This is a genomic window from Sphingomonas sp. BK481 (genome assembly GCF_014194875.1).
GTDB classification, from domain to species: domain Bacteria; phylum Pseudomonadota; class Alphaproteobacteria; order Sphingomonadales; family Sphingomonadaceae; genus Sphingomonas; species Sphingomonas aerolata.
Genome location: NZ_JACIAP010000001.1, coordinates 448,063 through 474,737, shown reverse-complemented (window position 1 = coordinate 474,737; position 26,675 = coordinate 448,063). Strand labels below are relative to the sequence as shown.

The 26,675-nt window shown below is 67.3% G+C and carries 25 protein-coding genes and 1 pseudogene; 8 read left to right on the top strand and 18 right to left on the bottom strand.

Annotation, left to right across the window (positions count from 1 at the left end; translation table 11 throughout):
* Positions 1-5 precede the first annotated feature (5 nt).
* The 11 genes from murD to FHY04_RS02130 form a co-directional block, all read right to left on the bottom strand.
* Entirely contained in the window at positions 6-1,319 is a 1,314-nt protein-coding gene (gene murD, locus FHY04_RS02180) for a UDP-N-acetylmuramoyl-L-alanine--D-glutamate ligase (RefSeq protein ID WP_183935233.1), read from the bottom strand.
* Positions 1,316-2,386: a phospho-N-acetylmuramoyl-pentapeptide-transferase gene (mraY, locus tag FHY04_RS02175; RefSeq protein ID WP_031395401.1), complete on the bottom strand. Its 1,071-nt coding sequence runs from the start codon at positions 2,384-2,386 to the stop codon at positions 1,316-1,318. Before mraY ends, murD begins: the two co-directional genes overlap by 4 nt.
* Positions 2,387-3,769 (bottom strand): UDP-N-acetylmuramoyl-tripeptide--D-alanyl-D-alanine ligase, encoded by a 1,383-nt coding sequence (murF, locus tag FHY04_RS02170; protein ID WP_183935232.1) that lies wholly within the window; start codon positions 3,767-3,769, stop codon positions 2,387-2,389.
* Entirely contained in the window at positions 3,766-5,232 is a 1,467-nt protein-coding gene (locus FHY04_RS02165; RefSeq protein ID WP_183935231.1) for a UDP-N-acetylmuramoyl-L-alanyl-D-glutamate--2,6-diaminopimelate ligase, read from the bottom strand. The genes murF and FHY04_RS02165 overlap by 4 nt, the downstream gene beginning before the upstream one ends.
* A gap of 24 nt (positions 5,233-5,256) precedes the next feature.
* Positions 5,257-6,996, bottom strand: coding sequence for a penicillin-binding protein 2 (locus FHY04_RS02160; protein WP_037528403.1), 1,740 nt, complete (start codon positions 6,994-6,996; stop codon positions 5,257-5,259).
* Positions 6,993-7,625 (bottom strand): hypothetical protein, encoded by a 633-nt coding sequence (locus FHY04_RS02155; RefSeq protein WP_031440797.1) that lies wholly within the window; start codon positions 7,623-7,625, stop codon positions 6,993-6,995. Before FHY04_RS02155 ends, FHY04_RS02160 begins: the two co-directional genes overlap by 4 nt.
* Positions 7,622-8,578, bottom strand: coding sequence for a 16S rRNA (cytosine(1402)-N(4))-methyltransferase RsmH (rsmH, locus tag FHY04_RS02150; protein ID WP_183935230.1), 957 nt, complete (start codon positions 8,576-8,578; stop codon positions 7,622-7,624). Before rsmH ends, FHY04_RS02155 begins: the two co-directional genes overlap by 4 nt.
* A complete protein-coding gene (locus tag FHY04_RS02145) occupies positions 8,575-8,985 on the bottom strand; it encodes a division/cell wall cluster transcriptional repressor MraZ (RefSeq protein ID WP_311723314.1) in 411 nt (136 codons plus the stop codon). The genes rsmH and FHY04_RS02145 overlap by 4 nt, the downstream gene beginning before the upstream one ends.
* A 413-nt stretch (positions 8,986-9,398) precedes the next feature.
* Positions 9,399-9,647: a hypothetical protein gene (locus FHY04_RS02140; RefSeq protein ID WP_031395592.1), complete on the bottom strand. Its 249-nt coding sequence runs from the start codon at positions 9,645-9,647 to the stop codon at positions 9,399-9,401.
* 104 nt (positions 9,648-9,751) lie between these two features.
* Positions 9,752-10,732 (bottom strand): cysteine synthase A, encoded by a 981-nt coding sequence (locus FHY04_RS02135; protein ID WP_183935455.1) that lies wholly within the window; start codon positions 10,730-10,732, stop codon positions 9,752-9,754.
* Between the two features lie 100 nt (positions 10,733-10,832).
* Positions 10,833-11,003, bottom strand: a complete 171-nt coding sequence (locus tag FHY04_RS02130) for a hypothetical protein (protein WP_156363533.1) — start codon at positions 11,001-11,003, stop codon at positions 10,833-10,835.
* Positions 11,004-11,236: 233 nt separating this feature from the next.
* Between FHY04_RS02130 and FHY04_RS02125 the strand changes: the two genes are divergently transcribed.
* From FHY04_RS02125 to aat, 3 genes are all read left to right on the top strand, one after another.
* Complete coding sequence (locus FHY04_RS02125) at positions 11,237-11,623, top strand: hypothetical protein (RefSeq protein ID WP_183935229.1); 387 nt, start codon at positions 11,237-11,239, stop codon at positions 11,621-11,623.
* Positions 11,624-11,741: 118 nt separating this feature from the next.
* Positions 11,742-12,467: a ParA family protein gene (locus tag FHY04_RS02120; RefSeq protein ID WP_183935228.1), complete on the top strand. Its 726-nt coding sequence runs from the start codon at positions 11,742-11,744 to the stop codon at positions 12,465-12,467.
* Between the two features lie 10 nt (positions 12,468-12,477).
* Positions 12,478-13,212 (top strand): leucyl/phenylalanyl-tRNA--protein transferase, encoded by a 735-nt coding sequence (gene aat, locus FHY04_RS02115; RefSeq protein WP_183935227.1) that lies wholly within the window; start codon positions 12,478-12,480, stop codon positions 13,210-13,212.
* 35 nt (positions 13,213-13,247) lie between these two features.
* On the opposite strand, the pseudogene FHY04_RS22385 reads toward aat, so the two are convergent.
* The 5 genes and pseudogenes from FHY04_RS22385 to FHY04_RS02090 form a co-directional block, all read right to left on the bottom strand.
* Positions 13,248-13,418, bottom strand: a pseudogene (locus tag FHY04_RS22385) (DUF2155 domain-containing protein); the annotation flags it as partial.
* Between the two features lie 263 nt (positions 13,419-13,681).
* A complete protein-coding gene (locus FHY04_RS02105; RefSeq protein WP_031395586.1) occupies positions 13,682-14,071 on the bottom strand; it encodes an NADH:ubiquinone oxidoreductase subunit NDUFA12 in 390 nt (129 codons plus the stop codon).
* A gap of 92 nt (positions 14,072-14,163) precedes the next feature.
* Positions 14,164-14,709, bottom strand: coding sequence for a DUF192 domain-containing protein (locus FHY04_RS02100; protein WP_159511663.1), 546 nt, complete (start codon positions 14,707-14,709; stop codon positions 14,164-14,166).
* A 29-nt stretch (positions 14,710-14,738) separates the two neighbouring features.
* Positions 14,739-15,407, bottom strand: coding sequence for a cold shock domain-containing protein (locus tag FHY04_RS02095; RefSeq protein ID WP_107932806.1), 669 nt, complete (start codon positions 15,405-15,407; stop codon positions 14,739-14,741).
* A gap of 64 nt (positions 15,408-15,471) precedes the next feature.
* Complete coding sequence (locus tag FHY04_RS02090; RefSeq protein WP_260171267.1) at positions 15,472-15,993, bottom strand: regulatory protein RecX; 522 nt, start codon at positions 15,991-15,993, stop codon at positions 15,472-15,474.
* Between the two features lie 271 nt (positions 15,994-16,264).
* Between FHY04_RS02090 and FHY04_RS02085 the strand changes: the two genes are divergently transcribed.
* A complete protein-coding gene (locus FHY04_RS02085) occupies positions 16,265-17,995 on the top strand; it encodes a fatty acyl-AMP ligase (RefSeq protein ID WP_037528158.1) in 1,731 nt (576 codons plus the stop codon).
* A 221-nt stretch (positions 17,996-18,216) separates the two neighbouring features.
* Positions 18,217-20,529, top strand: a complete 2,313-nt coding sequence (locus FHY04_RS02080; RefSeq protein WP_260171266.1) for a bifunctional diguanylate cyclase/phosphodiesterase — start codon at positions 18,217-18,219, stop codon at positions 20,527-20,529.
* Between the two features lie 142 nt (positions 20,530-20,671).
* On the opposite strand, the gene FHY04_RS02075 is transcribed toward FHY04_RS02080, so the two are convergent.
* Both FHY04_RS02075 and FHY04_RS02070 read right to left on the bottom strand, forming a co-directional pair.
* A complete protein-coding gene (locus tag FHY04_RS02075; protein WP_221211620.1) occupies positions 20,672-22,132 on the bottom strand; it encodes a CHAD domain-containing protein in 1,461 nt (486 codons plus the stop codon).
* Positions 22,133-22,213: 81 nt separating this feature from the next.
* The gene (locus tag FHY04_RS02070; RefSeq protein WP_221211592.1) at positions 22,214-23,131 is read right to left on the bottom strand and encodes an AraC family transcriptional regulator; all 918 of its coding nucleotides are present in this window, start codon (positions 23,129-23,131) and stop codon (positions 22,214-22,216) included.
* Between the two features lie 377 nt (positions 23,132-23,508).
* On the opposite strand from FHY04_RS02070, the gene FHY04_RS02065 reads away from it, so the two are divergent.
* From FHY04_RS02065 to FHY04_RS02055, 3 genes are all read left to right on the top strand, one after another.
* Positions 23,509-24,507, top strand: a complete 999-nt coding sequence (locus FHY04_RS02065; protein WP_037528139.1) for an NAD-dependent epimerase/dehydratase family protein — start codon at positions 23,509-23,511, stop codon at positions 24,505-24,507.
* 58 nt (positions 24,508-24,565) lie between these two features.
* Complete coding sequence (gene yghU, locus FHY04_RS02060; RefSeq protein ID WP_183935223.1) at positions 24,566-25,441, top strand: glutathione-dependent disulfide-bond oxidoreductase; 876 nt, start codon at positions 24,566-24,568, stop codon at positions 25,439-25,441.
* A 206-nt stretch (positions 25,442-25,647) separates the two neighbouring features.
* Positions 25,648-26,667, top strand: coding sequence for a ferritin-like domain-containing protein (locus FHY04_RS02055; RefSeq protein ID WP_031440782.1), 1,020 nt, complete (start codon positions 25,648-25,650; stop codon positions 26,665-26,667).
* The last annotated feature ends 8 nt before the right edge of the window (positions 26,668-26,675 follow it).

The following is a 26,675-nucleotide window of genomic DNA, read 5'->3' as shown; positions in this document are numbered from 1 at the left end:
ATCGCTCATGCCAACGACTCGACCGCCGCGCGGAAGGCCGCGCCGCGCGCTTCGTAATCGGCGAACTGGTCGAAGCTCGCACAGGCCGGGGACAACAGGATCGTGTCGCCGGGCCGGGCATTGGCCGCCGCGCTGCGGACGGCCGCGTCGAGCGTGCCGACATGATCGACCGGCATTGACCCGGCCAGGATCTCGGCGAACCGCGGCCCGGCCTCGCCGATCGTATAGGCGTGCACGACATGGCCGAAGCCGGGCCTGCACGCATCGAGGTCGTCCCCCTTCGCGCGCCCGCCGACGATCCAGTGGACCCGCTCGAACGCAGCCAGCGCGGGAGCCGCGCTCTCCGGATTGGTCGCCTTGCTGTCGTCGACATAGGCGACGCCGTCATAGGAGGCGATCTGCTGCATGCGGTGCGGCAGGCCGGTGAAGCTGACCAGCCCGCGATCGATATCGACCTCGCTCACACCGAGCGCGCGCGCGACCCCCACGGCGGCACGCGCGTTCAGCGCGTTGTGCGGCCCCTGGAGCGACGGCCAGCCGGCCTGGTCGCCGATGTCGATATGGTCGATGAACTCGACCGGAAGGTCAGCGGGCGCATCACCCAGAAGACGATGCTCCGCTTCTGCGCCGTGGTCGACGATCGCGAGATGCAGCGCCGTCTGCATCGCGAACAGCCGCGCCTTCGACGCCGCGTACCCGGCAAAGCCGTCATAGCGATCGAGATGGTCGGGGGTAATGTTGAGCAGCACCGCGACGTCGCAGTCGAGCGTCTGCGTCAGGTCGATCTGATAGCTCGACAGCTCGAGCACATAGACCCCGCCCTCGGGCAGTGGATCCTGCCCGAGGATCGGCAGCCCGATATTGCCCCCCATCAGCGTCGGCACGCCCGCGGTCCGCAGGATATGATGCACGAGCGCGGTGGTGGTCGACTTGCCGTTCGTGCCCGTGATCCCGACGACCTTGTGGCGCGGCAGGTCGGCGCGGGCCTGCGCAAAGAGTTCGATGTCGCCGATGACGGGAACGCCCGCCGCACGCGCGGCCGCGGCGAGCGGATGCGTGTTGAGCGGCACCCCCGGCGAAACGACGAGCGCGTCGAACGCCGCTAGGTCGTCCAACGGATCAAACTGGAGATTCACGTCATCGAGGGTGACCGACAGGTCTTGAATGCTCTCGGCGAGAGCCTCGCGCTTCGTTTCGTCGGAGTCCCACGCGACCACGCTCGCGCCGCCGGCCACCAGCGCCTGGACGGTCGCCGCACCCGACCGCGCCAGCCCCAGCACCGCAAAGCGTTTTCCGCGCCAGGCCTTGGCGACGGTCACCGCAGCTTCAACGTCGACAGGCCGACCAGCGCCAGGACCAGCGCGATGATCCAGAAGCGGATCACGACGGTCGGCTCGCTCCAGCCGAGCTGTTCGAAATGATGGTGGATCGGCGCCATCCGGAACACCCGCTTGCCGGTCCGCTTGTAGAAGAACACCTGGATGATCACGCTCATCGCCTCGGCGACGAACAGCCCGCCGATGATCCCGAGCACGATCTCGTGATGCGCGACGACGGCGATGGTGCCGAGCGCGCCACCGAGCGCGAGGCTGCCGGTGTCACCCATGAACACCGCGGCGGGCGGCGCATTGAACCACAGGAACGCCAGACCGCCCCCGACGACCGCACCGCAGAAAATGGCCAGCTCGCCCGCGCCGGGAACGTGCGGGATGCCGAGATAGTCGGCGAACTTCACATTGCCCGCGAGATAGACGATGACCATGAACGCCACGCTCGCGATGATCACCGGCATCGTCGCCAGTCCGTCGAGCCCGTCGGTCAGGTTCACGGCATTGCCGAACGACACGATCGTGAAGGCGGCGAAGACGGGGAAGAACCAGCCGAGATCGATATACATGCGCGACGTGAACGGCAGGTACAGATGCGGCCCGTTCTGCGACATGATGATCGTTGCGGCGATCCCGGCGATCGCGAATTCGAGCAACAGCCGCGTCCGTCCCGAAATGCCCGCGGTGCTCGCCTTCCGCACCTTGTCGTAATCATCCATGAACCCGATCGTGCCGAACCCCAGTGTCACGAACAGACACGACCAGACATAGGGGTTGCTCAGGTCCATCCAGAGCAGGATCGCCAGCGTCATGCTGGTCAGGATCATCAGCCCGCCCATCGTCGGCGTACCGCGCTTGGCGAGATGCGTCTGCGGGCCGTCGGCGCGGATCGGCTGGCCCTTGCCCTGACGCACGCGCAGCCAGCCGATGAAGCGTGGCCCGATGATCAGGCCGATGATCAGCGCAGTCGCGACCGCCCCGCCCGTCCGCGTCGATTGATAGCGGAGCAGGTTCAATATTCCCGGGAAACCCAGATGTGCGGCGATCCAGTACAGCATTTACGTCTTCCCGCCCCCGAGACTCGTCACGACCCGCGCGAGCCCTACACCGTTCGATCCCTTGATGAGAACCGCATCGCCCGGCGCCAGGATCGTCCGTAACGACGTCAGCGCGGCCGCAGCGTCGCCCACATGGACGGTTTCGACTTTACCCTCAAGCGCTTGCGCAAGCGGCGCCATCGCTTCACCGACCAGCAGCGCCATTTCGACGTTTGCCGCGACGATCGGCTCGGCAAGCCCGGCATGATAGTCCGCCGACGCCGCGCCCAGCTCGCGCATCTCTCCGAGCAGCGCGACATGCCGCCCCGGCTCCTTGGCCAGCACGGCCAGCGTCGCGCGCATCGACGCGGGGTTCGCATTATAGCTTTCGTCGATCACGAGCGCCTGCCCGTCCGCCAGCGTCGTCATGAACCGCGCACCGCGTCCCTGCAGCCCGCCGAGTTCGGCGAGCGCCAGTCCCGCCAGCCCGAGATCCGCGCCCGCCGCCTCGACGCACGCGACCACCGCCAGCGCGTTCGAAACCCAGTGCATCCCCGGCTGCGCCATCGTGAAGCTCAGCTCGCGGCCGTCCTGCTGGACCGTCACGAATGTCGCGCCGGTCGCCAGCCGGACCGTCTCGATCGCGCGGACATCGGCACCCTTCGCGATACCGAAGGTCACGATCCGCGCCGCATGCGGCGTCGCCGCCGCGGTCAGCCGGTCGCGATGCGGGCTGTCGAAGGGGATGATCGCAACGCCGTCCGGCTCGAGCCCGGCGAAGATCTCGCCCTTGGCGTCGGCGATCGCGCTTTCGTCGCGGAAGAATTCGGTATGCGCCGGCGCGATCGCGGTCACCACGGCGATATGCGGACGGACCATCTGCGTCAGCGCGGCCAGCTCACCCGCATGGTTCATCCCCATCTCGAACACGCCGAAACGCGCGTCGCGCGGCATCCGTGCAAGGCTCAGCGGGACGCCGGTATGGTTGTTGTAGCTCTTGACCGAACGATGCACCGCCCCCGGCGCGCCGCGATCGAGCGCCGCGAACAGTGCCTCCTTCGCGCTCGTCTTGCCGACCGATCCGGTTACGCCGATGATCGTCGCGCCGCTGCGCGCCCGGCTTGCGCGCCCGAGCATCTGCAAGGCCGTGAAGCTGTCGGCGACCAGCACATGCGGATGCGCGCAGGGTTCGGAGACGATCGCCCCCGCGGCGCCCTGCGCGAACGCCTGGTCGAGATACAGATGGCCGTCGCTCGCCTCGCCCTTCATCGCGACGAACAGGTCGCCCGGACCGACCTCGCGCGAATCGAACGCGACGCCCGTCACGGCAAATTCGGCCGAGGCGACCCCGCCGGTCGCCGCAGCGATCTCGGCGGACGTCCACAGGGGCACCGCAGTGCTCATGCCGCACACTCGCGCGCGACGCCGACGTCGTCGAACGGCAGCACCATGTCGCCGACGATCTGGCCCTGTTCATGCCCCTTGCCGGCGATCAGCACGATGTCGTCGCTGCCCGCCTCGTCGATCGCCGCCTGGATCGCCGCGCGCCGGTCGCCGATCTCGATCGCGCCGGGTGCGCCCTTCAGCACGTCGCGGCGGATCGCGGCGGGATCCTCGGTACGCGGATTGTCGTCGGTGACGATCACGCGGTCGGCGTAATGCATCGCGACCTGCCCCATCGTCTCGCGCTTGCCGGTATCGCGGTCGCCGCCCGCGCCGAACACGACGATCAGCCGGCCGCCCGCATGCGGCTTGAGCGCGGCGATCGCCGCCTCCAGCGCGTCGGGGGTATGCGCATAATCGACATAGACCGGCGCACCCGAGCGCGCGATGACCGCACGCTCGAGCCGCCCGCGCACGGGCTGCAACCGCGCCAGATTGGCGATGGTCGTCGCTATATCGCCCCCGGTCGCGATCACCAGTCCCGCCGACACCAGCGCGTTCGCTGCCTGATATCCGCCGATCAGCGGCAGCGTCACGCGGTAGGTCTGGCCCCCCGCCTCGATTGTCAGCCCCTGCCCCAGCAATGTCGGATCGCGATCGACCAGCCGCAGCGTATCGCCGCGCGTGCCGACGGTCACGAGCCGGTTGCCCCGCTCCCGCGCGAGGTCGATGACGCGCGCCGCCTGCGGATCATCCGCCCACACCACCGCCGCTCCATCCGGCCCCAGTACTTCCGAAAACAGCCGGATCTTGGCGGTGAAATAGGCCGCCATGTCGCCGTGATAATCGAGATGATCACGGCTGAGATTGGTGAAGGCGGCTGCTGTTACGGGCAGTCCCTCGGTCCGATACTGGGTCAGCCCGTGGCTCGACGCCTCGAAGGCGAGATGCGTCACGCCTTCGCGCTCGAGCCCGGCGACATTCGACAGGAAGGTGACGACGTCGGGCGTCGTGAGGCCGGTGGTGACGCGTTCGTCGGCGGTCGTGACGCCCAGCGTCCCGATTGACGCGGCATGATGGCCGGCCATCCGCCACAATTGGCGGGTCATCTCGACGCAGCTGGTCTTGCCGTTCGTGCCCGTGATCGCGACCGTCGTCGCGGGAAAGGGCGCAAAGAACGTCGCCGCGAGCTGTGCGAACCGTTCGCGCGGGGTCTCGTCGGCGATGTACGCCGCGCCCTCAACCGCGAGGCCCGGTCGCGCGACGATGCCGATTGCGCCCGAGCGGATCGCGTCGGCGATATAGTCCTCGCCATTGACGCGGGCGCCCTCGAACGCCCCGAAGATCGTCCCCGGTGCGACCTTGCGATGGTCGATCGCGAAGCCCGTGACATTGCCGTCATACGCGTCGCGCGGCGCAGATCCGTGCACTGATGCCCCGCCATCGCTGACGGGGCCCTTACCGATCAGCGTTGCCAGTTTCATGCACCGATCCTCATGTATCGCCCCTCATTCCGCACCGGACGTCGGCTTTGCGCCAAAGGCCGGCGTGCCCGGCGCGTGCCACAACAGCGGCAACAAGTCGCTTTCGTCAATGTCGCGGTTCGCGTCGGGAATGACGCCGAGCATCGATCCGGTCCGGCTGATCACGCGCGATACCACGGGTGCCGCGGTCCAGGCCGCAGTGGTGAAACCGTAAGATTCCTTGTTACCCTTGGCGGAATCAAGGGTAACCACAACGACGTAGCGCGGCGCGTCCATTGGAAACGCGGCGGCAAAGGTCGAGACGTTGGTGTGCTTGTTATAGCCACCCGCCTGCGCGATCTCGGCCGTACCGGTCTTGCCGCCGACGCGGTAGCCGGGCGCCTCGCCCTTGCGGCCCGTGCCATATTGTACGACCAGCCGGAGCAGCTGCCGCATCCGGGCGCTCGTCGTCGTGCTGATCACGCGTCGCCCGGCGGGGATATGCGCCGGATCGATCTTCAGCAGCGTCGTCGGGCGCCAGATGCCGCCGTTGACCAATGTCGCATAGGCGTTGGCGAGGTGCAGCGGCGTCACCGCGATCCCGTGCCCATAGGCCGACGTCATCAGGGTCGTGCGCGCCCAGAAGGTCGGCCAGATCGGCCGGCCCTTCTCGCGCAGTTCGATATCGGGCTTGGTGTCGAAGCCGAGCTTGCGGAACATGTTCTGCATCCCGGCGGCACCGATCTGGTCGGCGATCCGCGCGGTCGCGATGTTCGACGAATAGATCAGCGTCTCGGGGATGTTCAGCCAGCGCTTCTCCTCATCGCCCGGATCGTCGTGGATCGTGTAGCCGCCGACGCGCAGCGGGACGGTCGCGTCGAAGCGCCGCGCCATCGAGGTGACGGTGCCCGAATCGATCGCCGCCGCCATCGCGATCGGCTTGAACACCGACCCCAGCTCGTACACGCTCTGCGTACCCATGTTGCGCAGTTGCTCGGTGCCCGCCATGCCGACCCGGTTGGGGTTGAAGACCGGCATCGACGTCATCGCGATCACTTCGCCAGTGTCGACGTCGAGGACGATGCCTGCCGCGCTCTTGGCCTGGAACGACGCGACCGCACGCGCGAGTTCGCTTTCCATCGCCGCCTGGACGCGCGTGTCGATCGACAGCGCGACCGGCGCGCCGTTCAGCGCGGGGTTGGTCAGCCGCTCGTCGAGGACGCGCTCCATACCCGACATGCCGTGGCCGTCGGTCGACAGGAACCCCAGCGCATGCGCCGCCATGGTCGATTGCGGATACAGACGCTGCGTCTCGCGCGCGAACACGATCGCGGGTTCGCCGATCGCGTTGACCTGCTCGACCAGAGCGGGCGACGCGCGGCGTTGCAGGTAGCTGAAATTCACATCCTTGGTCAGCAGACCGTAGAAAAAGGCCTGATTGCCGCGATCGGGCATCAAGGCCGCCAGCCGCGCGGCGATCTCGGTCGGATCGCCGATCATCTTCTTGGGATGGACTGCGATCGTCCACGCATCGATCGTCCTGGCCAGCGGCGCGCCGTTACGGTCGACGATATCGCCGCGCGCCGCGATCGCCGCGGCGCGGGCACCGGGATCGCTTAGCGACGACTGAATCGCGAGCACGCCGAGCCGGCCGATCACGACCAGCACCGCAGCCCCGAACAGGAACATCAACATCATCAAGCGCGTGTGCGCGGTCGCCACCAGCGCGTGGCGCTGCGTTGCGGTACGCCGCTCGGAAACCGGCCGGGCGACGAGGGTGGTCAACGCAGACGCCCTGCCTCGGCCCGGGCGCCGCTCAGGATCGAACCCAGCGTGTTGTCGGACAGCAGCTTGCGGTCGAGCATCGCGACTGCCTGCGGACGGACCTTGGCAACCGCGGCGAGGCGCTCGGGGGCGGCCGCGCGGACGATCGCCGTGTCGGTGGCACGGGCGGTCTGGACGGTAGCCCGGACAGTGACGGGCTTGAGCGGCGCTGCGGCAGCGACGGCCTGCACGGCGACGTCGACCGCCTGCGGCGCCGCGGCGGCGGCAGCAACCGGCAGCGACGGCACGAGCAGCTGCGCGGTCTGAACGGTGGCGCCCGCGGGCCCGCCGATCTGGTTCACGTCGAGGCTGGCGAGGGCCGACTCGCTTGCAACGAACTGCCCGGCGGTCGGCGCGGACAGCGCCAGCGTATCGCCGTTCCAGCGCTCGAGCTGCGCGAGGTTCGCGCGCGTGTCGAATTCGGTCTCGAGCGCGCGGATATCGCGCTCGGCCGACCGGATCTGGCCGTTGACGGTCTCAAGCTTCTTGCGCTCGGCGGCCACCTGCAGCGAAACGAGGTAAAAGCCGAGTACGACGGCAACGCAGCCACCGAACCAGCCCACACCCTTCAACCGATACGCCGCCGTCATGTCGTCACCTCTTCCGTCCAAGGTTGCGCGGAGGTCCGCCGCGCCGTTCGTAAAGTCGCAGAGCGTGCGCGCGGATTACGCGCCAGCTCGTCCTCGCCGGCGCGCACGGGGCGGCCGACATCGGTAAAACTCGGTTCCACCACGGTTTTTGCCTGTGGAAGATGACGGGAACCTGAAGGCGCACTGCCCGACCGCGTGCGCAGGAACCGCTTCACCATGCGATCCTCCAGACTGTGGAAGGTCACGATGGCGAGCCGTCCGCCGGGCTTGAGCGCACGCTCCGCCGCCAGCAGGCCATCGGCGAGCTCGCCGAGTTCGCGGTTGATATGGATCCGGATCGCCTGGAACGCGCGCGTCGCGGGGTCCTTCTTGTCGTGCGCCTTGTACCCCAGCGCGCGACGGACGACATGCGCGAGCTCGCCGGTACGCGTCATCGGTCGTGCGGCAACGATCGCCCGCGCGACGCGACGCGACTTGGGCTCGTCGCCAAAATGATAGAGGACGTCGGCGATCTCGTCCTCGTCGGCCTCGTTGACGAAATCGGCGGCGGTCATGCCCGCCTGCGCCATCCGCATGTCGAGCGGTCCGTCCGACTGGAACGAAAAACCGCGCTCGGCCTGGTCGAGCTGCATCGACGAGACGCCGATGTCGAGCGTGATGCCGTCGACGGGCAACGCGTCGCGTGCCTCGAGTTCGGCGACCATCGCGGAGAAATCGGCAGCGACCAGCGTCAGCCGCTCCTCGCCATCGGCCCAGTCCTGACCCGCCGCGATCGCGTCGGGGTCACGGTCGAACGCGATGACGCAGGCGCCACGCGACAGCAGCGCCCGCGTATAGCCGCCCGCGCCGAACGTCCCGTCGACGATCGTCTCGCCGGGCGCGGGGGCCAGCGCGGCGATCACCTCGTCGAGCAGGACCGGAATGTGCGGGGCGGCGGGGATCGCGTCGCTCACAGCGCAATTCCCTTCTCGGCCATGTAGAAGCGCGCCATTTCCTTGACGACGGGGGGCATGTCGTCGGTCGCGACCAGCGCCGCAGGGTCCCAGATCTCGATATAGTCTAGGACGCCGTAGAAGAACGCGTGGCCCTTGATCCCAGCATAGAAGCGCGGGAAGGCAGGCATGATGAAGCGCCCCGAGCCATCGAACGGCACGGCCTCGCCCGACGCCGCGCGACGCTTGATGTTATAGTCATATTCGCCGTCTTCACGGGTATTCTCGGCCTCGCGGCGGTCGAGCTTTTCGGCGAGCAGCGCGACATAACCCGGATCATAGGCGACCAGGCAGCGGTTCTTCTGGTGTGCGCCGATGATGATGGTTCCGCCGTCCTTGCCGTTCGCCTTGGGGGCATTTGCCGACAAGATCGTCCGAAGGGCGGAAGGGATGGCTACCCGACCCTTGTCGTCGACAAGGCCGATGCCATCTCCTTGATATCGCCCTCGATCCGACACGCCAATATCCCGCGAATGGCGCGCACGTCTTCCCGCCTCGAACCGCAGCCTTCGCCGCGGCCCGGCCGCGCAATCGCGAACGGTGAACGTGCCCCTGTGTTAATCTCCGTCTATCACAGCGGAACGGGGACGCAACGGGATATTTGGGGATTTCCGGGAATCAAGCGCTGTATTGCCCTTGATCCGGGACCATGTGCCCTGCCGGGACGGCCCGGTGCGCACATTGATCTACGGCAAGATCGAGTCGACCCTGGCATGCGGACGCGCTGCGTGTCAGCGTGGTCCCGTGATTTCCCCGGCGCGGCAGCGACGGAAAGCTCGGATCAGTTCGGAGTAGCGGGTGCCTGTGCGTTGACGCTGGGTGCGAGGCCCATTTCCGCGAGTGGCTCGTCAGAGCCATCGGCGGCGGCGGTCGTATTCGACACGGCCATGTTCGCGACGACATCGGCCTGCGCCGAGCCGGCGGCGACCACGGGTCGTTCGCGCGTCGCCGACCCGATGATCGCGCTGGCGAGCCCGATGAAGATCACCACTGCGGCGAGCCCGATCATGCCGACCTTGATCCGCTGCATGGTTTGCGAAGGTGCGCGTTGCGTCTGCATCCTGTCGCGCGCATCTACCCGATCATCGCGCACTTGTCGAATTTCACCATCCCGCGGCGCGCCGCCGCCCTCGCTCACACCAGGCCCTTGGCCGCGCGCCATTCAGGATTGTACAGCGTCGAGAGGTAGCGGAACCCCGTATCGCACAGGATCGTCGCGATCCGCTTGCCCGGTCCGAGCTGCCGCGCCAGCGCGACCGCGCCCGCGACGTTGATCCCCGACGACAGGCCGAGGCAAAGCCCCTCCTCGTCGAGCAACTGCCGGGTCCACGCATAGCCTTCCGCATCCGAAATCCGGAACTGCGTGTCGATCGGCGCGCCATCGAGATTGGCGGTGATCCGCCCCTGCCCGATGCCTTCCGCAACCGACGACCCTTCGGACTTCAGCTCGCGATGCGCGTAATAGTTATACAGCGCAGCGCCGTGCGGATCGGTCAGCGCGATGCAGATCCCCTCGTCCTTGGCCTTCAGACCCAGGCCGACGCCGGCGATCGTCCCGCCCGTCCCCGCCGCGCAGGTGAAGCCGTCGATCCGCTCGTCCATCTGCCGCCAGAGCTCCTCGGCAGTGCCGATGATGTGCGCGTGGCGATTGGCGGTGTTGTCAAACTGGTTCGCCCAGATCGCGCCGGGCGTCTCCTCGGCGATGCGCCGCGACGTGTGCACGAAATGACACGGGTTGGAAAAGGCGGCGGCGGGCACGAGCACGAGTTCGGCACCCAGCGCGCGCAACGTGTCCATCTTCTCGCGGCTCTGCGTCTCGGGCATCACGATGATCGTCTTGTAGCCCTTGGCATTGGCGACCAGTGCCAGGCCGATCCCGGTATTGCCCGCGGTCCCCTCGACGATCGTCCCGCCCGGCTGGAGCAGGCCGCGCGCCTCGGCGTCCTCGACGATGAACAGCGCAGCGCGATCCTTGATCGACGCGCCCGGATTGGTGAATTCGCACTTGCCGAAGATATCGCACCCCGTCGCGTCGCTTGGCCCCTTCAGTCGCACCAGCGGCGTATTCCCGATCAGGGCAAGCGTATCGGGGGCGGTCAGCGTGTCGGATCTCATCTGCATTGCCTGTAGATGGCGCCACTCCCGGTCCGCCACAAGCGCGCTAAAACTATCCACCGGACAAGCCGGCGCACCAAGCCCCGTCAGGCCGCCCCTTTCACGCCGCGTCGCTCCTCACCGTTTCGATGCGGGCCTGAACGCAATCCAGCGCGTCGGACAATTTGGCGCCGAGCAGCAATTCGCCCCCCTCGTCGGCCAGGCAGAGCGCCTGGGTGATGAGCGTCGATATCGCCGACAGGCGCTCGGCGGCAGGAATTTGGCCCGGCATGCAACGTCCTCTTACAACGGTTCCGTGAAATATAGTGGCAGATGCGTGACATCGGACGACCCCGGTGCGTTTATTCCCGCGTCGCCACTGCCGGAATGTGCTGGCGCAACACTGCCGGGCGCCATCGCCAATGCGACGAACCGGCGCATCCCGGGGATGACCCGTCCCGCTGCGCGCGCATCGCGGCCGCTACGGCTTGACGCGATTTGCTGCATGCGCGAAGCCCCGACGATATGAAGAAGACGCTCCCCCTCACCGCCGTCGCCGCGCTGCTCGCGCTGGCTGCCTGCAACTCCAAACCGGCTGCACCCGAGGTGGTCGACAGCAATCCCGATCCGATGGCGAACCAGCTCGCCAATGCGGCGCCGGTCGAGCTGCCGCCGTCGATCAAGTCGGAGCAGACGATGCGCTGCAAGGACAACAGCCTGGCCTATGTGACCTTCTTTCAGGGGGGCAAGCAGGCCGTGGTTCGTCTCAAGGAAGGCGGTCCGGCCACGACGCTCAAGGCGGCTGCCGAGGGTGAGCCACTGGTCGCCGACGGCGGCTGGTCGATGACGGGCACCGAGAAGTCGATCGAACTGACCCAGCCGGGCAAACCCGGCCAGACCTGCCACACCTGATCCTTCAGCCGGCCACGGCCGGATGATCCCGCGCCCCGGACGACCGCCAGCGTCGCCCGGGGCGTAGTTTTGCCGCGATGCCTTGCCATCGGCGGCGCGCACCGGCACGCTGGCCGGCATGGCAACCATCGCGATATACAGCCTGAAGGGCGGCGTCGGTAAGACGACGCTGGCGGTCAATCTCGCCTGGTGTTCGGCAACCCGGTCGGCACGCCGCACGATTCTCTGGGACCTCGACCCGCAGGCCGCGAGCAGTTTCCTGCTGCACGGTACCGCAGGGCGGGATCAGGCCCAGGCGATGTTCTCCCGCGATATCAGCGTCGCCAAACGGGCCCAGCCGACGCCGGTCGCGAAGCTCGACCTGATTACCGCCGACGCCTCGCTCCGCGGTCTCGACCAGCTGTTTCACACGCTCGACAAGAAAAAGCGGCTCGGCAAGCTGATCGGCGCGCTGACCGATTATGATCGCGTCCTGCTCGACTGCCCGCCGGGTCTTACCGAAACCGCCGATCAGGTGATGCGCGCCGCCGATCTGATCGTCGTCCCCGTCATCCCCTCGCCGCTGTCGCAGCGCGCCTATGAGGAGGTGATCCGCCATCTCGGCGGCAAGGTGCCGGTGCTGCCCGTCCATGCGATGGTCGATCGCCGGCGACGGCTGCATGCCGACGCGCTGGCCGCCAACCCCGACTGGCCGGTCATTCCGATGAGCAGCGTGATCGAGGCGATGACCGTACAACGCGCGGCGGTCGGGGCCTTCGCACCGCGCTCGACCGCCGCGGCGGCGTTCGATCAGCTGTGGCGGACGATCGAACACCGGCTGGCGGCGGGGTCGGCAGCGCGCTAAGGCGCGACCGATGGATATTCTCGATCCGCGCCTCGTGCTTGGCGGCTATGCGGCCGGCGTCTTCCCGATGGCCGACAGCCGCGACGCGATCGACGTCTACTGGGTCGAGCCGCGCCAGCGCGCGGTCCTGCCGCTCGACGGGTTCCGGCTCTCACGCTCGCTGCGCAAGACCATCGTCGCAGACCGTTTCCGCGTCACCGTCGACACTGCGTTCGGCCAGATCCTCGCGCTCTGCGCCGAAAGCGTCGAGGGCCGGCCAGAGACGTGGATCAATGCGGGGATCGAGCGGGTCTTCCACACGCTGCATCTGATGGGCTTTGCGCATTCGGTCGAATGCTGGGACGGTGACCGGCTGGTCGGCGGGCTATACGGGCTGGCGCTCGCGCGGGCCTTTTTCGGCGAAAGCATGGTCAGCCGCGCGACCGACGCATCGAAGGTCGCGCTGGCGCATCTCGTCGCGCGGCTGAAGGCCGGCGGCTTCGACCTACTCGATTGCCAGTTCCAGACCTCGCATCTCGAATCGCTCGGCGCGATCGAGATCGAGCGTGCCGATTATATCGCGTTGCTCGCAGCGGCGCTCGATGGGGTGGTCGGCTCGACCGGCTCGTCCGGTGCGGCTGCATCATTGGCCGCCACCGGGGATTTCTTCGCACTCGACCGCGCCGCCGCAGGCGCGCCCGACGATGCCGTATCCGGCCCGGTCGCGGGGAAGGTCATCGCGCAGCTCTTGGTCCAGACGTCGTAGATCGGATGCTGCACCGCGTTCAGCGCGGGGCGCTCCTTGTACAGCCAGCCCGAAAAGGTCCGCCGCCATTTCTTGTCGACGCCGCGGACGATCACCTGGACAAAGGCCCCCGTCAGCTGTTCGGGCTCCCAGGGGGCGGTCTGTTCGCAGGCGCGCAGGCGGAGGACGACATCGCCCATCCGGGTTGCCTGTCCTGGCTTCAGCATGACGTCGCGCGTCACGCCGTTCCGCTTGTTGAGCAGGCCGATCACCGCGACGCGCTCTGCCATCGGCGTCCCGCCATTGGCGAGCGCCGCGCCGCCCGTGTCGATCGTCTCGACCGACCCGTCACCGGCCTGATCGCCGCCCGGCAGATCCTGCTGGACCACGACGGTCGTATCGGCCTTGCGGTTCGTCCAGGCGCGATAGCCGAACCAGCCACCGAGCGCGAGAACCACGACCAGGATCGCCGCAGCGATCCGGCGCTGCATCACTCAGGCACCCACGCTTCGTAATCGCCGGTCGCCGCGGCGCGCTGACCACCCTTTTCCATCGCGCCCGTCGGGCGATAGGCGAGTGCGGTACCCGTCAGATTCGGCAGGGCGGGCTTCTGCCAGGGGCGGACCGGCGGCAGGGCACGATCGGGCACGTCGGCGACCTGATGGTGCAGCCAGCTGAACCAGGCGGGCGGTACCCGGCTGGCGTCGGTCGCACCCTGATAGATCACCCAGCGACGCGGATTGCCCGCGGTGTCCTTGCCGCCTTCATAATAGACGTTGCCGAGCGCGTCCTCGCCCATCCGCGTCTTGCCGCGAAGCCCGAATTTGGTGCCGAGCGTGGCGCCGTTCCACCAGGTGAAGGTCGATGCGAGAAATCCCATAGCCGCCGCTTAGCTGGTGCACGCCGCGCCATCAACCTCGAACGCAGTGTCGGCGCCATGGCACAACGGCGCTGTGTCGTGGATATGGCGGTTCAGCCCGGCGCGCCCGGCCATTCGACGCGGTCGCCCTCGGCGATGCCGAGTTCCCCGGCACGCCCGCCCATGATCTCGAGCACCGCGCCGACGGGTTCGCCCGACGGGATCGGCGTTTCGGAGAAGGGGATCGTGTTCTCGGCGATCCGCGCGATCGTCCGGTCGGCGCGGATATAGATGATGTCGAGCGGGCTCGGCGTGTTCTTCATCCAGAAACTCGCCTCGCGCGGCCCGCTGCCGTCGGTCGGATAGGGCCAGAACAGCATGCCCCGATTCGGCTTGAGATCGGTCCGGTACATCAGCCCGCGGGCCTGCTCCGCCTCGGTCTTGGCGCTCTCGACGGTGAACACATGCGCGCCGTTCGCGCTGTGGATCGTCACGGCCAGCGTCGCGGCGGCCTGACCCGGTGCAGCACCGGTGCCCGTGCCGGTCGCGGTGTCCGCGACGGTGACGCCAGAGGCAGCGGTGTCGCCCGCCCGGGCATCGCCGTTCGAACACGCGCACAGGCCGAGCGCCAGAAGCGCGGCGAAGACGGTTTTACTCATTACATATATCCCCGGTTGCGGCGGGCCGGTTACCACGCCGGCGCGGATCGCTCCACCGTGACGGCCAGCGGCCCCTTGCGACCGGTCACGATTCGGGCCTGTAACGGCTGATCCGGCTCGACCACGTCGATCCCCGCCCGCCGCAGCGTTTCCATATGGATGAACACGTCACTGTCGTCGCTCGCCCGTACCAGAAAGCCATAGCCCTTGAGCCGGTTGAACCACTTGACGACGACGGGTTCGAACGGGCCTGCGGCATCGATCAGCGCGACCGGATCGATCCGGTCGACCGGCGCCGCCGTGCCCGGTCGTGCCGCCGTTTCCTCGACCGCGCCGCTCAGATCGATCGACAGGACTTCGCGCGCCTGGAACCCACGCCCGCGCTGCACCGCGACCACGTCGACCCGCGCGCCCTCTGGCAGGCTGCGCCGGCCATGCGGCTGGAGCACCGAGAAATGGATCAGGATATCGCCGATCGCCGTATCGTCAGCGACCGCGAAGCCGAAACCGCGCGTCACATCGAACCATTTGATCACCCCGCCGAGCACGGACGGCTCCGCGATAGCCTGTGCAGTCGCTTGTACAGCGGGCTGATCGACGCCTTGATCGATGTCCGGCACTGCGCGCGGTCCGGCAGCCGCTACCGCGTCCGGTACCGTGGCCGGCCTGTCCCCGTCATATTGCGCTTCACTACGCATCGTTACGCACCCCTGCACCTTGCTAGCACGCTTCGTCGCAGCCGCAACAACCTGCAATGCGTCCTCAGTCAAAATCTGTCGTATCGATCGTCTCAGACGGGGACGCGGCAAGAATTTTGCGTGCCAGATCGAAACCGTGGCCGGCGCGCACCATCGCGCTGAGCTGCTTTTGCCGCAGCGCACGATTCTCGGCCCCACCCCCGTCGCTATTCTCCGACCGGGCAAACGGGCCTAGCCGCTTGCGCTTCGCATAGGCCAGCGCCGCATCGACGTCGCGCGCCGCGATTTCAGGCGCGAGCGCATCGGCATCGGCCTCGTCGATCCCCGCCTCGCGAAACGCCCCCGCGACGCGCCGCGCACCCAGGCCGCGACGCTGCATCGCTGCCGCCCGCGCCTCTGCAAAGCCGCGATCGTCGATATAGCCGAGATCTGCCAGTTTCTGTGCCAACCCTTCGGGATCGGCGGGCGGCACCGCCGGGCCGGTTTCGGGCGCCTCGACCCAGCCGCGCTCGCGTACCTTGCGCCGCAGATAGTCGCTCAGGCGGCCGCGCGTGGTCGCGAATCGCTCGACATAGCGCAGCGCCAACCCCTCCAGTCCCGCGGCATCCAGCGGTTTTGGCGGGCGTTTCTCCTGTCTTTCTCGGCGGCGATCCTGGGTCACGCCATCATTGTGCCACACTGGGATAGGATTTTGAACGCCACGACCGTGCATGGCTGGCCTTTGCACGGTCTCAAGCGGCGAATGTCCCCGGACAGGCCGCGACGTGGAAGACAGGACGCACATGACGATCGACACCTTTCAGACGACGGCGACGAACGGGCTGGTAAAGCCTGCGGTCGCACCGTCGGCCGATCCGATGCCGGCGCAGCGCACGGCGACCCCCACCGCGGACACGCTGCCGCGCCGCTTTGCCGACTTTGCCACGCTCGGCGAGGCGCTCGACTATGCGGCGACGGGGCAGCGCGGCCTCAACTTCCATGACGCGCGCGGTACGCTCAGCCAGCCCTATCCCTATGCGACGCTGCGCCGTGACGCGCTGGCGATGGCGGATCGCCTGATCGCCGCCGGCGTCGCCCCTGCCGACCGCATCGCGCTGGTCGCGGAAACCGGACCCGAATTCGCCGCGCTGTTCTTCGGTGTCGTCTATGCGGGCGCCTGGCCGGTGCCGCTGCCCCTGCCGACGTCGTTCGGCGGCCGCGATTCCTATATCGAACAGCTCCGCGTCCAGCTTTCGAGCTGCGATCCCAAGATGCTGATCTTTCCGCCGGAGCTCGCGCAGATGGCGAGCGAGGCGGCGCGTCTGGCGGGCACGCACGGGATCGACTGGTCCGAATTCGCGACCCGCGAAGCCCCCGCCGCCACGCTGCCCGAGGCACGTCCCGACGACATCGCCTATCTGCAATATTCGAGCGGCTCGACGCGGTTCCCGCATGGCGTCGTCATCACGCACGAGGCTCTGCTCAACAATCTCGCCGCGCACAGCCACGGCATGGAAGTCTGCGACACCGACCGGTGCGTGTCCTGGCTGCCCTGGTATCACGACATGGGGCTGGTCGGCTGCTTCCTGTCGCCGATCGCCAATCAGGTCTCGACCGATTACCTCAAGACCGAGGATTTCGCGCGCCGTCCGCTCGCCTGGCTCGATCTCATCAGCCGCAACACCGGCACCACGCTCAGCTATTCGCCGACCTTCGGCTATGACATCTGCGCGCGCCGCATGTCGTCGCAGACCAAGGCGAGCGACCGGTTCGACCTGTCGCGGTGGCGCGTCGCGGGCAATGGCGCCGACATGATCCGTCCCGACGTGATGCAGTCGTTCGTCGACGCCTTTGCCGATGCCGGGTTCCAGGCCTCCGCCTTCCTGCCCAGCTACGGCCTTGCCGAGGCGACGCTGGCGGTATCGCTGATGCCGCCGGGCGAGGGAATCCGTGTCGAACTGGTAGAGGAAACCCAGTTGTCGGGCGGCGCGCGCGGCGAGGACCGCCCGCAGCGCTACCGGGCGATCGTCAATTGCGGCAAGCCGGTGCGCGACATGACGATCGAGATTCGCGAAGAGGACGGCACGCCCCTCCCCGAGCGCGCGATCGGCAAGGTCTGGTGCAAGGGCAAGTCGGTGATGGTCGGCTATTTCCGCGACGATGCCGCCACCGCGGCGTGCATGTCCGACGGCTGGCTCGATACCGGCGACATGGGCTATATGTCGGATGGCTATATCTACATCGTCGGTCGGGCCAAGGACATGATCATCGTCAACGGCAAGAACCACTGGCCGCAAGACATCGAATGGGCGGTCGAGCAGCTGCCCGGATTCAAGGCGGGCGACATCGCCGCATTCGCGATCACGACCCCGGGGGGCGAGGAAACCCCCGCCGTCCTCGTTCAGTGCCGCAGCTCCGACGAGGGCGAACGTCTGCGCCTGCGCGACGAGATCCGCGAACGCGTCCGCTCGGTGACGGGCATGAACTGCGTGATCGAGCTGATCCCTCCCCGCACGCTGCCGCGCACCTCGTCGGGCAAGCTCAGCCGCGCCAAGGCGCGCAACCTGTACCTGAGCGGCGACATCAAGCCCTATGACATCGCCGCCTGACGTTGCCTGCCCCGCCGCACCGTCCCGCCAGTGCGGCGGGACGGTCGCGGCCCCTGCCCCCGACCCGTTTATTTTTCACAACGCGGGGGATGGGAACGTTGCGATAACCAACGTGCATTAAGCCCGGCGGTGTGAACAGCCAGTCGCCTTCCGGATCCGATACGCCCCCGCCGACCATGCCGGCGCGTACACGAATGTCGACGCATCACATGCCCATCGACATGCGCGCGCTCCTCGCGCTGTCGGAAGGGTGCGATCCCAGGGAATGGGGCCGGCTTCGCGCGGCGCAGCTCGACGCCGGCCGGCAACTCGCCTGGTTCGCCCTCGCCGCCAACCTGCTCGCGACCGCCGTCTGTGCCGCATTGCTCTATCCCCGGATGCCGTTCTGGCAGGTCGCGTCATGGTCAACGCTCCTGATCGCCGGCACCGTGTGGGTGACCGTCCGCCGCCGCCTCGCTCCCTCGCGCGCTGCCGGGCATGGCGGCAGGACGGATATCCGGGCAACCTTGTGGGAGGGGGGCAGCCTCGCTTTGGCCTGGTCGGTCATCCCGGTTTTCTTCTGCCCGCAGGTCCCGGTCGCAACGAGCATCGGGCTCGGCCTCACGCTGATGATCGTGATGACGGGGGCAGCCTTCGCGATGGCGCCGCTGCCGCTCGCCACGCTCATGTTCATCGGCACGCTCGGTTTCGTATCGTTCGTCCAGCTCATGCTGATGCACGCGGTTGCGATCGCCGGAGGGGTGCTCGCCTTCACCCTGTTGCTGATGACCGCCTGCCTCAGCCGGACGCGCGCGCTGGTCACGATCCACAATGCGCAGGCGGTGCTCGACGAACGCGACGAGACGATCAGCGTGCTCCTGCTCGAATTCGAGGAGAGCGCTGCCGAATGGCTGTGGGAGACCGACGCGACACGACGCGTGATCCGGCCCAGCGCCCGCTTCGCGCGGGCGTGCGGTCGCGCGCCGGCGGATATCGACGGCATGCCGATCCTTCAGCTGCTGGCCGGACCATCCTGGGACAGCGGCACGTTCGCGGCAGGCCTGCGCGCGCTTGCCGAGAAGCTGCGCAACCGGGACAGCTTCGTCAACCTGAGACTGCCGATCCGCTTCACCGAACAGGAGCGCTGGTGGCAACTGGCCGCCGCGCCGCGTTACGACGACCGCGGGATATTCTGCGGCTTTCGCGGCGTCGGCGCGGATGTCACGGACCAGCGCGCGTCCGCGGACAAGATCAACCGCATGGCGCGCTTCGACACGTTGACCGGGCTGCCCAACCGCCGGCTGATCACCGAGACGCTGTCCGAAGCGATGATCGCGGCGGAGGCCTGTGGCGGACGCTGCGCGTTCATGATGCTTGATCTCGACCGGTTCAAGGCGGTCAACGACACGCTCGGCCACCCGGTCGGCGACCGGCTGCTGTGCCAGGTCGCGGAACGGCTCGGCCACATGATGAGCGCGAACGAATCCTGCGGGCGGCTTGGCGGCGACGAGTTCGCGCTCGTCGTCCGCGACGCCAGCGATACGGGCGCGGTCGAGGAGCTCGCCGGACGCATCATCACCGCATTGTCGCGGCCCTACGACGTCGATCACTATACGCTGCATATCGGCGCCAGCATCGGGCTTGCCTTCGGGCCGCGCGACGGGCGCACGTCGGAGATGCTGATCCGGTCCGCCGATCTGGCACTCTATCGCGCCAAGGATGCCGGTCGCGGCGTGTTTCGAGTCTACGAGCCCGCGCTTTACTTTCAGGCGGAGGAGCGGCGGGTGCTCGAGATCGCGCTGCGCGGCGCACTCGATCGGGGTGAGATGTCCCTCGCCTATCAGCCGATCATCGACACGCAGGGCGGCATGCTGCGCGGCTTCGAGGCGCTGCTGCGCTGGGAAAGCCCGGAGTTCGGCACGGTCCCGCCGTCCCGCTTCATCCCGCTCGCCGAAGACGCACGGATCATCGCGCAGATCGGCGCCTGGGTCCTGCGCACCGCCTGCGCCGAGGCCGCGAGCTGGCCGGAGGGTCTGCGCATCGCCGTCAACGTGTCGCCGGTCCAGCTGCAGAATGACGGTTTCGTCACGACCGTCGCGACCGTGCTTGCCGACAGCGGACTGCCCGCGGACCGGCTCGAGCTCGAGGTTACCGAGGGTGTCTTCCTCCGCGAGGATCGTGGCGCGACGACGACCCTCGCGCGTATCCTCGACCTTGGCGTCCGCCTGAGCCTCGACGATTTCGGCATTGGCCACTCGTCGCTGGGCTATCTCAGCCGCACCCGCTTTTCCTCGATCAAGATCGACGGCAGCTTCGTCCGCGCCGCAGCGCGCGGCGGCCGCGAGGCGCTGGCAATCATCCGCGCGGTGGTCGCGCTCGCGCAAAGCCTCGACATCGCGACCATCGCCGAAGGGGTGGAGACGCAGGACGAGCGTCAGCTTGTCGCGGCGCTTGGCTGCACGCACGCGCAAGGCGATCTGTTCGGCCGCGCCCTCCCCGTCACCGAAACCCGCACGTTGGCAGAGCGCGACTGGACCGATTCGGCCGCGGCCTGACGTTGCAATGACGCGTCAGTCGAGCATCCAGGCATAGCTTTGCAGCGGCGGCGGCAGGTTCACCCGGGCCAGACCACCCCCGACGACGACGACCATCGTGCACAGGCTGATCTGCATCGACCTGCGCCGGTCGTCCACCCGATCAGCGCCAGAAGGCTTTCCGGTCGAGCAGCGCCGAGTGCGCCGCGGCAGCGCGGTCGAGCCGCTTGGCGTGTTTGCGATCGTCGACCAGTGCCGCTTCGTTGTCCTCAATCCCCAGCCGGGCGAGAATCGCCGGCACCGTTGCCGCGTCGTTCAGCATGCCGAGCCGGTCCTGCAGCGTTTCGAGCGTCGAGACGAACTTGGCCTGCCGCTTTTGCTGGACCGCGTCGGCGAACAGGTCCGCGAAGAATTCCGTCGCATAGCGCAGCGTCTTGGCGTCCTTGCGGATCGCATGACGCTCGTCGTCCGTCAGCAGCGCGAGCGATGGCGCGTCGATCTTGAGCGCCTTGCGTCGCTTGCGCAGCGCCGCCGCTGCAAACGCGCGGGCGGGCGCCTCGCGCACCGCCCGCGTCGCGTCCGCCGTCGACCAGTCGCCAACCGCGAGCCACTGCGTCAGATCGAGCATTACCGTCCGCACGCGCGACGACTCCAGCGCCACATTGACCTCGTCATAGGCCAGACCGCGCGCTGCCTCGATCCGGTCATAGACGTCCCCCGCGCCGAGCTTTGCCGCCGCCATGTCCGCCAGCACGTCGAGATCGCGCGCCTGCCCCAGCGTCTGGGCCAGCCAGCGCAGCTCGGACCGGAAATGGGCCGCCTGCTCGCGTCCCAGCACGCGCTTGAAGAGCCCGAGCGCGGCGCGCGTCCGCCGCAACGCGACACGCGCCTGATGCAGCGCTTCCGGCGCGCGCGTCTCGAGCAGGATCGTCTCGTTCAGCCGATAGTGCCGCAGGCAGGCGCCAATAACCGTCCGGAGCGCCTCGATCGTCGTCGCGTCGCCATCGAGCGACACCGGCTCCGCCTTGAACGCGCGGCGCACTGGCCCGGTCAGGCCGTAACCGCGCTCGGACTTGGTCACGACGCCGAGGCGCAGCGGCACCATATCCGCGATCCGGCGGGCCAGCGTGAACAGCGCGGTCGGGTCGCCGCGCTTGAGTTCGATCTCGACTTCGCAGACCGGCGACTGCCGCTCGCCAACCCGGACCATCCCACGGTCCAGCACGAGCTCGATCTCCGCCCCGTTCTCGCTGATCTCCCAGCTGCGTCGTTCGACCGACACGGTGAAGGCCGGCGCGAGCCGTTCGGTGGTCCCGTCGAGCAGCGCGAAGACCGGCGTGGTGTCGTCGAGACGCGGACGATCGTCCGTGACCGGCCGTTCCCATTCGGGGCGCGAGAACAACCCCGCGCCCTTTGCCGGGTCGATCTTGATCGTCTGGATCCGCGTATCGCCCGCGCGCCGGATCCGCAGCGACGCGCCGTGCTCCCGCAACGTTTGCTCGGGCGTGTCGAAATAGATCGCCTCGAGCATCGTGGTACGGGTCGCGTCATCCGACGGCAGTTCGCGCGCAACCCGGTCCGCGGCGTCCGCCGTCAGGACGAGCTTCAATTCAACTTCCTGCATCACCCGCGTATCCGATCTGCGTCACACCTCGACATAACGCATATCGGCGATCGAAGGGCCAACCGGATGTGCCCGCTGCGGCTAGCTTGTCAGCTCGTCGCGGCGGCCACGGCCGTCATGGACGGTGCGGATGATGCTGCTGACACTGACCGGGGGCGTCGGGATGTGCAGCGCCTGGGTCGGCGTGCCAATGACCGCCGCGCGGGCGCGCAGGCTGGATTTCAGGAACAGCGTCTCCGATGCGAGGAAACGCCGCGGCGTCGTGCCGAGGAACGTCGTCGCGTCGCGCAGGAAATGGGACGCGTCGAAATAGCTGCTGTCGATCGCCGAATAATCGACATGGCCATCGGGTCGGATCAGCCGGATGAACGACCGCAGGAAGCGCGCGCGCCGCAGCAGCATCTTGGGCAGCATGCCGAAATGGCGGGTGGCGAGCCGCCTGAGCGCGTGCGTCTCGATCCCCAGCCGGTCGGCGACATCCTGCATCTCGATCACCCCGTCGGTCACCGTCAGCGCGGCGAATGCACGGATCAGTTCCTCCTGCGGGTGCCGGCGCTGAAACAGCGGTTCCAGCACGTCGTCGACGAACGGCTTGATCATCGCATCGTCGGACAGCGCGTCGAGCCCCGTCGTCAGCCGGCGCGACACCTCCGGGCCGAGCAGCGTCTCGAGCGGCACGATGCGGTTGCGGAAATCGCCCGCCAGCCGCGACGTCATTCGCGACCAGCCGATCGCGCTGATTCCGATCCCGACCGCGACGCCGCCATGTGTGACGGTGCGAAACGCGCGGCTGGTCGGGCCGTAGAGACTGGCGCGCTCGAGCGGCCCGAACCGGTGATTGCCGATCGCCACGGTGATCGGCCCCGCATCCGCCAGAATAGAAATCATAACCGGTGCAGGTAGATACCAGTTGACGAGCGGGTTGCGATCACTGGCCGAATAGATCGCATATCCGGTCAGGCATTCGGCAAGGCTTGCCTGGGGCAAGTCATACCGCATCCGCATTCCCGGTGGCATCGCAAATTTTTCCGGCGATACACCCGGAGAGTGTGTTCCACCAAAAACTTGATCTACGTTCATACCATCCACTCGTTTCTGTACGGAAGTATCCGCGCGCTTGCGGCCTATGGCTATACTGCTTTGCAGCGAAACGCTAGTTGTCCTATAATCTGGCTTAGTATTGATTGGCTTCAATACTTTACCCGTTCTTCGCCGGGTCTCGACATTGAAGACCGGCTATCGCCGCCGCCGTCCCGATGATGGACGTCGCGCCCACGCCGCCTCGCACGGCACAGCAGGGATGCGGGATTGTTGGGGTTGACACTGGTATCGGCATCGCTTCTCGGTGCCGCCGAACCCATCAGGAAAGAACAGCGATGACAGTGATCGTAACCGGCGCCGCCGGCTTCATCGGCATGCATGTCGCGGACGCGTTGCTGGCACGTGGCGAAACGGTGTTCGGCATCGACGAGTGCAACGCCTATTACGACCCCGCGCTCAAGGCGGCGCGGCTCGCCTATCTGCGCGACCGGCACGGCGCGGCCTTCACCTTCGCCAAGCTCGATTTCGCGGACACGCCTGCACTCGACGCGGCGGTGGCAGGCCTCGACATCGACCGGATCGTCCATCTCGGCGCGCAGGCCGGCGTCCGCTATTCGATCGAGAATCCGATGGCCTATGCCCGGGCCAATCTGGTCGGGCATCTCAACATCCTCGAACTCGCGCGCGCGCGGCAGGTCCGGCACCTGGTCTACGCCTCGTCCTCGTCGGTCTATGGCGGCAATGACAGCGTGCCCTTCCGCGTCGAGGATCGCACCGACCGCCCGCTGTCGCTCTATGCCGCGACGAAGAAGTCGAACGAGCTGATGAGCGAAAGCTACGCGCATCTCTATCGCCTGCCGCAGACGGGGTTGCGCTTCTTCACCGTGTACGGCCCCTGGGGGCGTCCCGACATGATGATGTGGATCTTTACCAAGGCGATCCTCGCCGGCGAGCCCATTCCGGTGTTCAATGCAGGCCGGATGGAGCGCGACTTCACCTATATCGACGACATCGTCGCCGGCATCGTCGCCGCGCTCGATGCCCCGCCCGCGGATGACGGCCAGGCGAAGCCCGGCGGCAGCATGGGGCCGCACCGCGTCTACAATATCGGCAACAGTCGCGCCGAACAGCTCGGCGAGGTCATCGACGTGCTCGAGCAGGCGATCGGTCGCAAGGCAATCCGCCAGGACCTGCCGATGCAGGCGGGCGATGTCGTGCGTACTTGCGCCGATGTCAGCGCGATCGGCAACGATCTCGGCTTTGCTCCCACCACCAGCATCACCGAGGGCGTGCCACGCTTCATCCGATGGTATCGCGACTATCACGGCGTCTAGGCGTTAGGGTCGTCGAGACCGAACCCGAGCCCACCCTTTCGATGCACGGAGCAGCCCGATGACCGACGCCCCGACCTATACCCCCCCGGCAATCTGGACCTGGAACCGCGACAATGGCGGCCGGTTCGCCGCGATCAACCGGCCGGTCGCCGGATCGACGCATGACAAGGATCTGCTGGTCGGGCGCCACCCGCTGCAGCTCTATTCGCTCGGCACGCCGAACGGGGTGAAGGTCACGATCATGCTCGAGGAGCTGCTCGCGCTCGGCCATGCCGGCGCCGAATATGACGCCTGGCTGATCCGGATCAACGAAGGCGACCAGTTCGGCAGCGGCTTTGTCGAGATCAATCCCAATTCCAAGATCCCGGCGCTCATGGATCGCAGCGGCACGACGCCGCTGCCGATCTTCGAATCCGGCGCGATCCTGATGCATCTCGCGGAGAAATTCGGCGCGTTCCTGCCGACCGAACCGGCAGCGCGCGCGACCTGCTTGTCCTGGCTGTTCTGGCAGGTCGGCAGCGGCCCGTTCGTCGGCGGCGGCTTCGGCCATTTCTACGCCTATGCGCCGGTCAAGATCGAGTATGCGATCGACCGGTTCGCGATGGAGGCCAAGCGCCAACTCGACGTGCTCGACCGGCGTCTTGCCGACAGCGCGTATCTGGCCGGTGCCGCCTATACGATCGCCGACATGGCCGCCTGGCCTTGGTACGGGGCGCTGGTCCAGGGCCAGCTCTACGACGCCGGTGAGTTCCTTCAGGTCCAGGACTATCCGAACGTGAAGCGCTGGGCGGATGCGATCGGCGCACGCCCCGCGGTCCAGCGTGGCCGCATGGTCAACCGCGTCATGGGCGATCCTGCAAGCCAGCTCCACGAACGCCATGACGCCACGGATTTTGCGACCCGTACACAGGACAAGTTAAGCCCGCCATCATGAATGGCGCTATAAATGCTGTGGTGCAGCATTACTGAAAACATTGCGCGCGATTAGTGTATTTGGAGAAGTTTGCCCAAGTAATCCATTTAGTTGCAACTTTATCTCCCAGCTCCCGTTCCTTGAACCGTTGTGCACACAGGATCGCCCGCCAGAGGCGATCGAGGCCGACCGTGTGCCGACGTGCCTGGTTCAGGGAGATGAAGCCAATGACCCAATCAACCCATCTGATCGATGCTCTCGATGCCCGTGTCGAACGGCGCAACGACCGGCGTGAGTTCTTCAAAAATGCACTTGGTGCGGCTGCGATGACGGCAGCCGGAGCGACCGCTCTGTCCCTCTCGAGCGCAGCCGCGGCACAGTCGGTAACCGACGCCGACGTCCTGAACTTCGCGCTCAACCTCGAATATCTCGAGGCGCAATTCTACTCCTATGCAGCCTATGGCACAGGACTCGACAATGCTCTGCTGACCGGCAGCGGTACGCAGGGTGCGGTTCGTGGCGGCCGCAAGGTCGCGTTCACCGATCCCATCGTCGAGCAATATGCACGCGAAATCGCACAGGACGAGATCGCGCATGTCAGGTTCCTTCGCACTGCGCTCGGCAGCTCGACGGTGTCGCAGCCGGTGATCGACGTCAGCGTTTCGCCGACCAGCGCCTTCTCGGTCGCCGCGCAGGCCGCCGGGCTCGTGCCGGCCGGCACCGCTTTCGATCCCTATGCCTCTGACGAGGCGTTCCTGCTCGGCGCGTTCATCTTCGAGGACGTCGGCGTCACCGCCTACAAGGGTGCCGCCCCCTTGCTCACGAACAAGACGTTTCTCGATGCCGCGGCCGGCCTGCTCGCGGTCGAGGCCTATCATGCCGCGATCGTCCGCACGACGCTGTACGGCAAGGGTATCGACGTGCCGTCGCTGCGGACCTCCGCCGATGCCATTTCGCGCGCGCGCGACAGCCTCGACGGCGGTGGCGCCAACACGACGATCTTCGGCGCGAACGATATCGACCAGGGCATCTCGTCCTACAGCGCGACGCCGATCAACCTGTCCGCCACCCAGGCGGCGGTGACCGTGTCGAACATCGTGCCGCTCGACGCCGACGGTGTCGCCTATAGCCGCTCGGTGAGCCAGGTGCTCAACATCGTGTACCTGAACAGTGGCGCAGTGGCCGCAGGCGGGTTCTTCCCGGCAGGCATGAACGGCAACATCAAGACGAGCACCGCAGCAGCCTGAACCGCTTC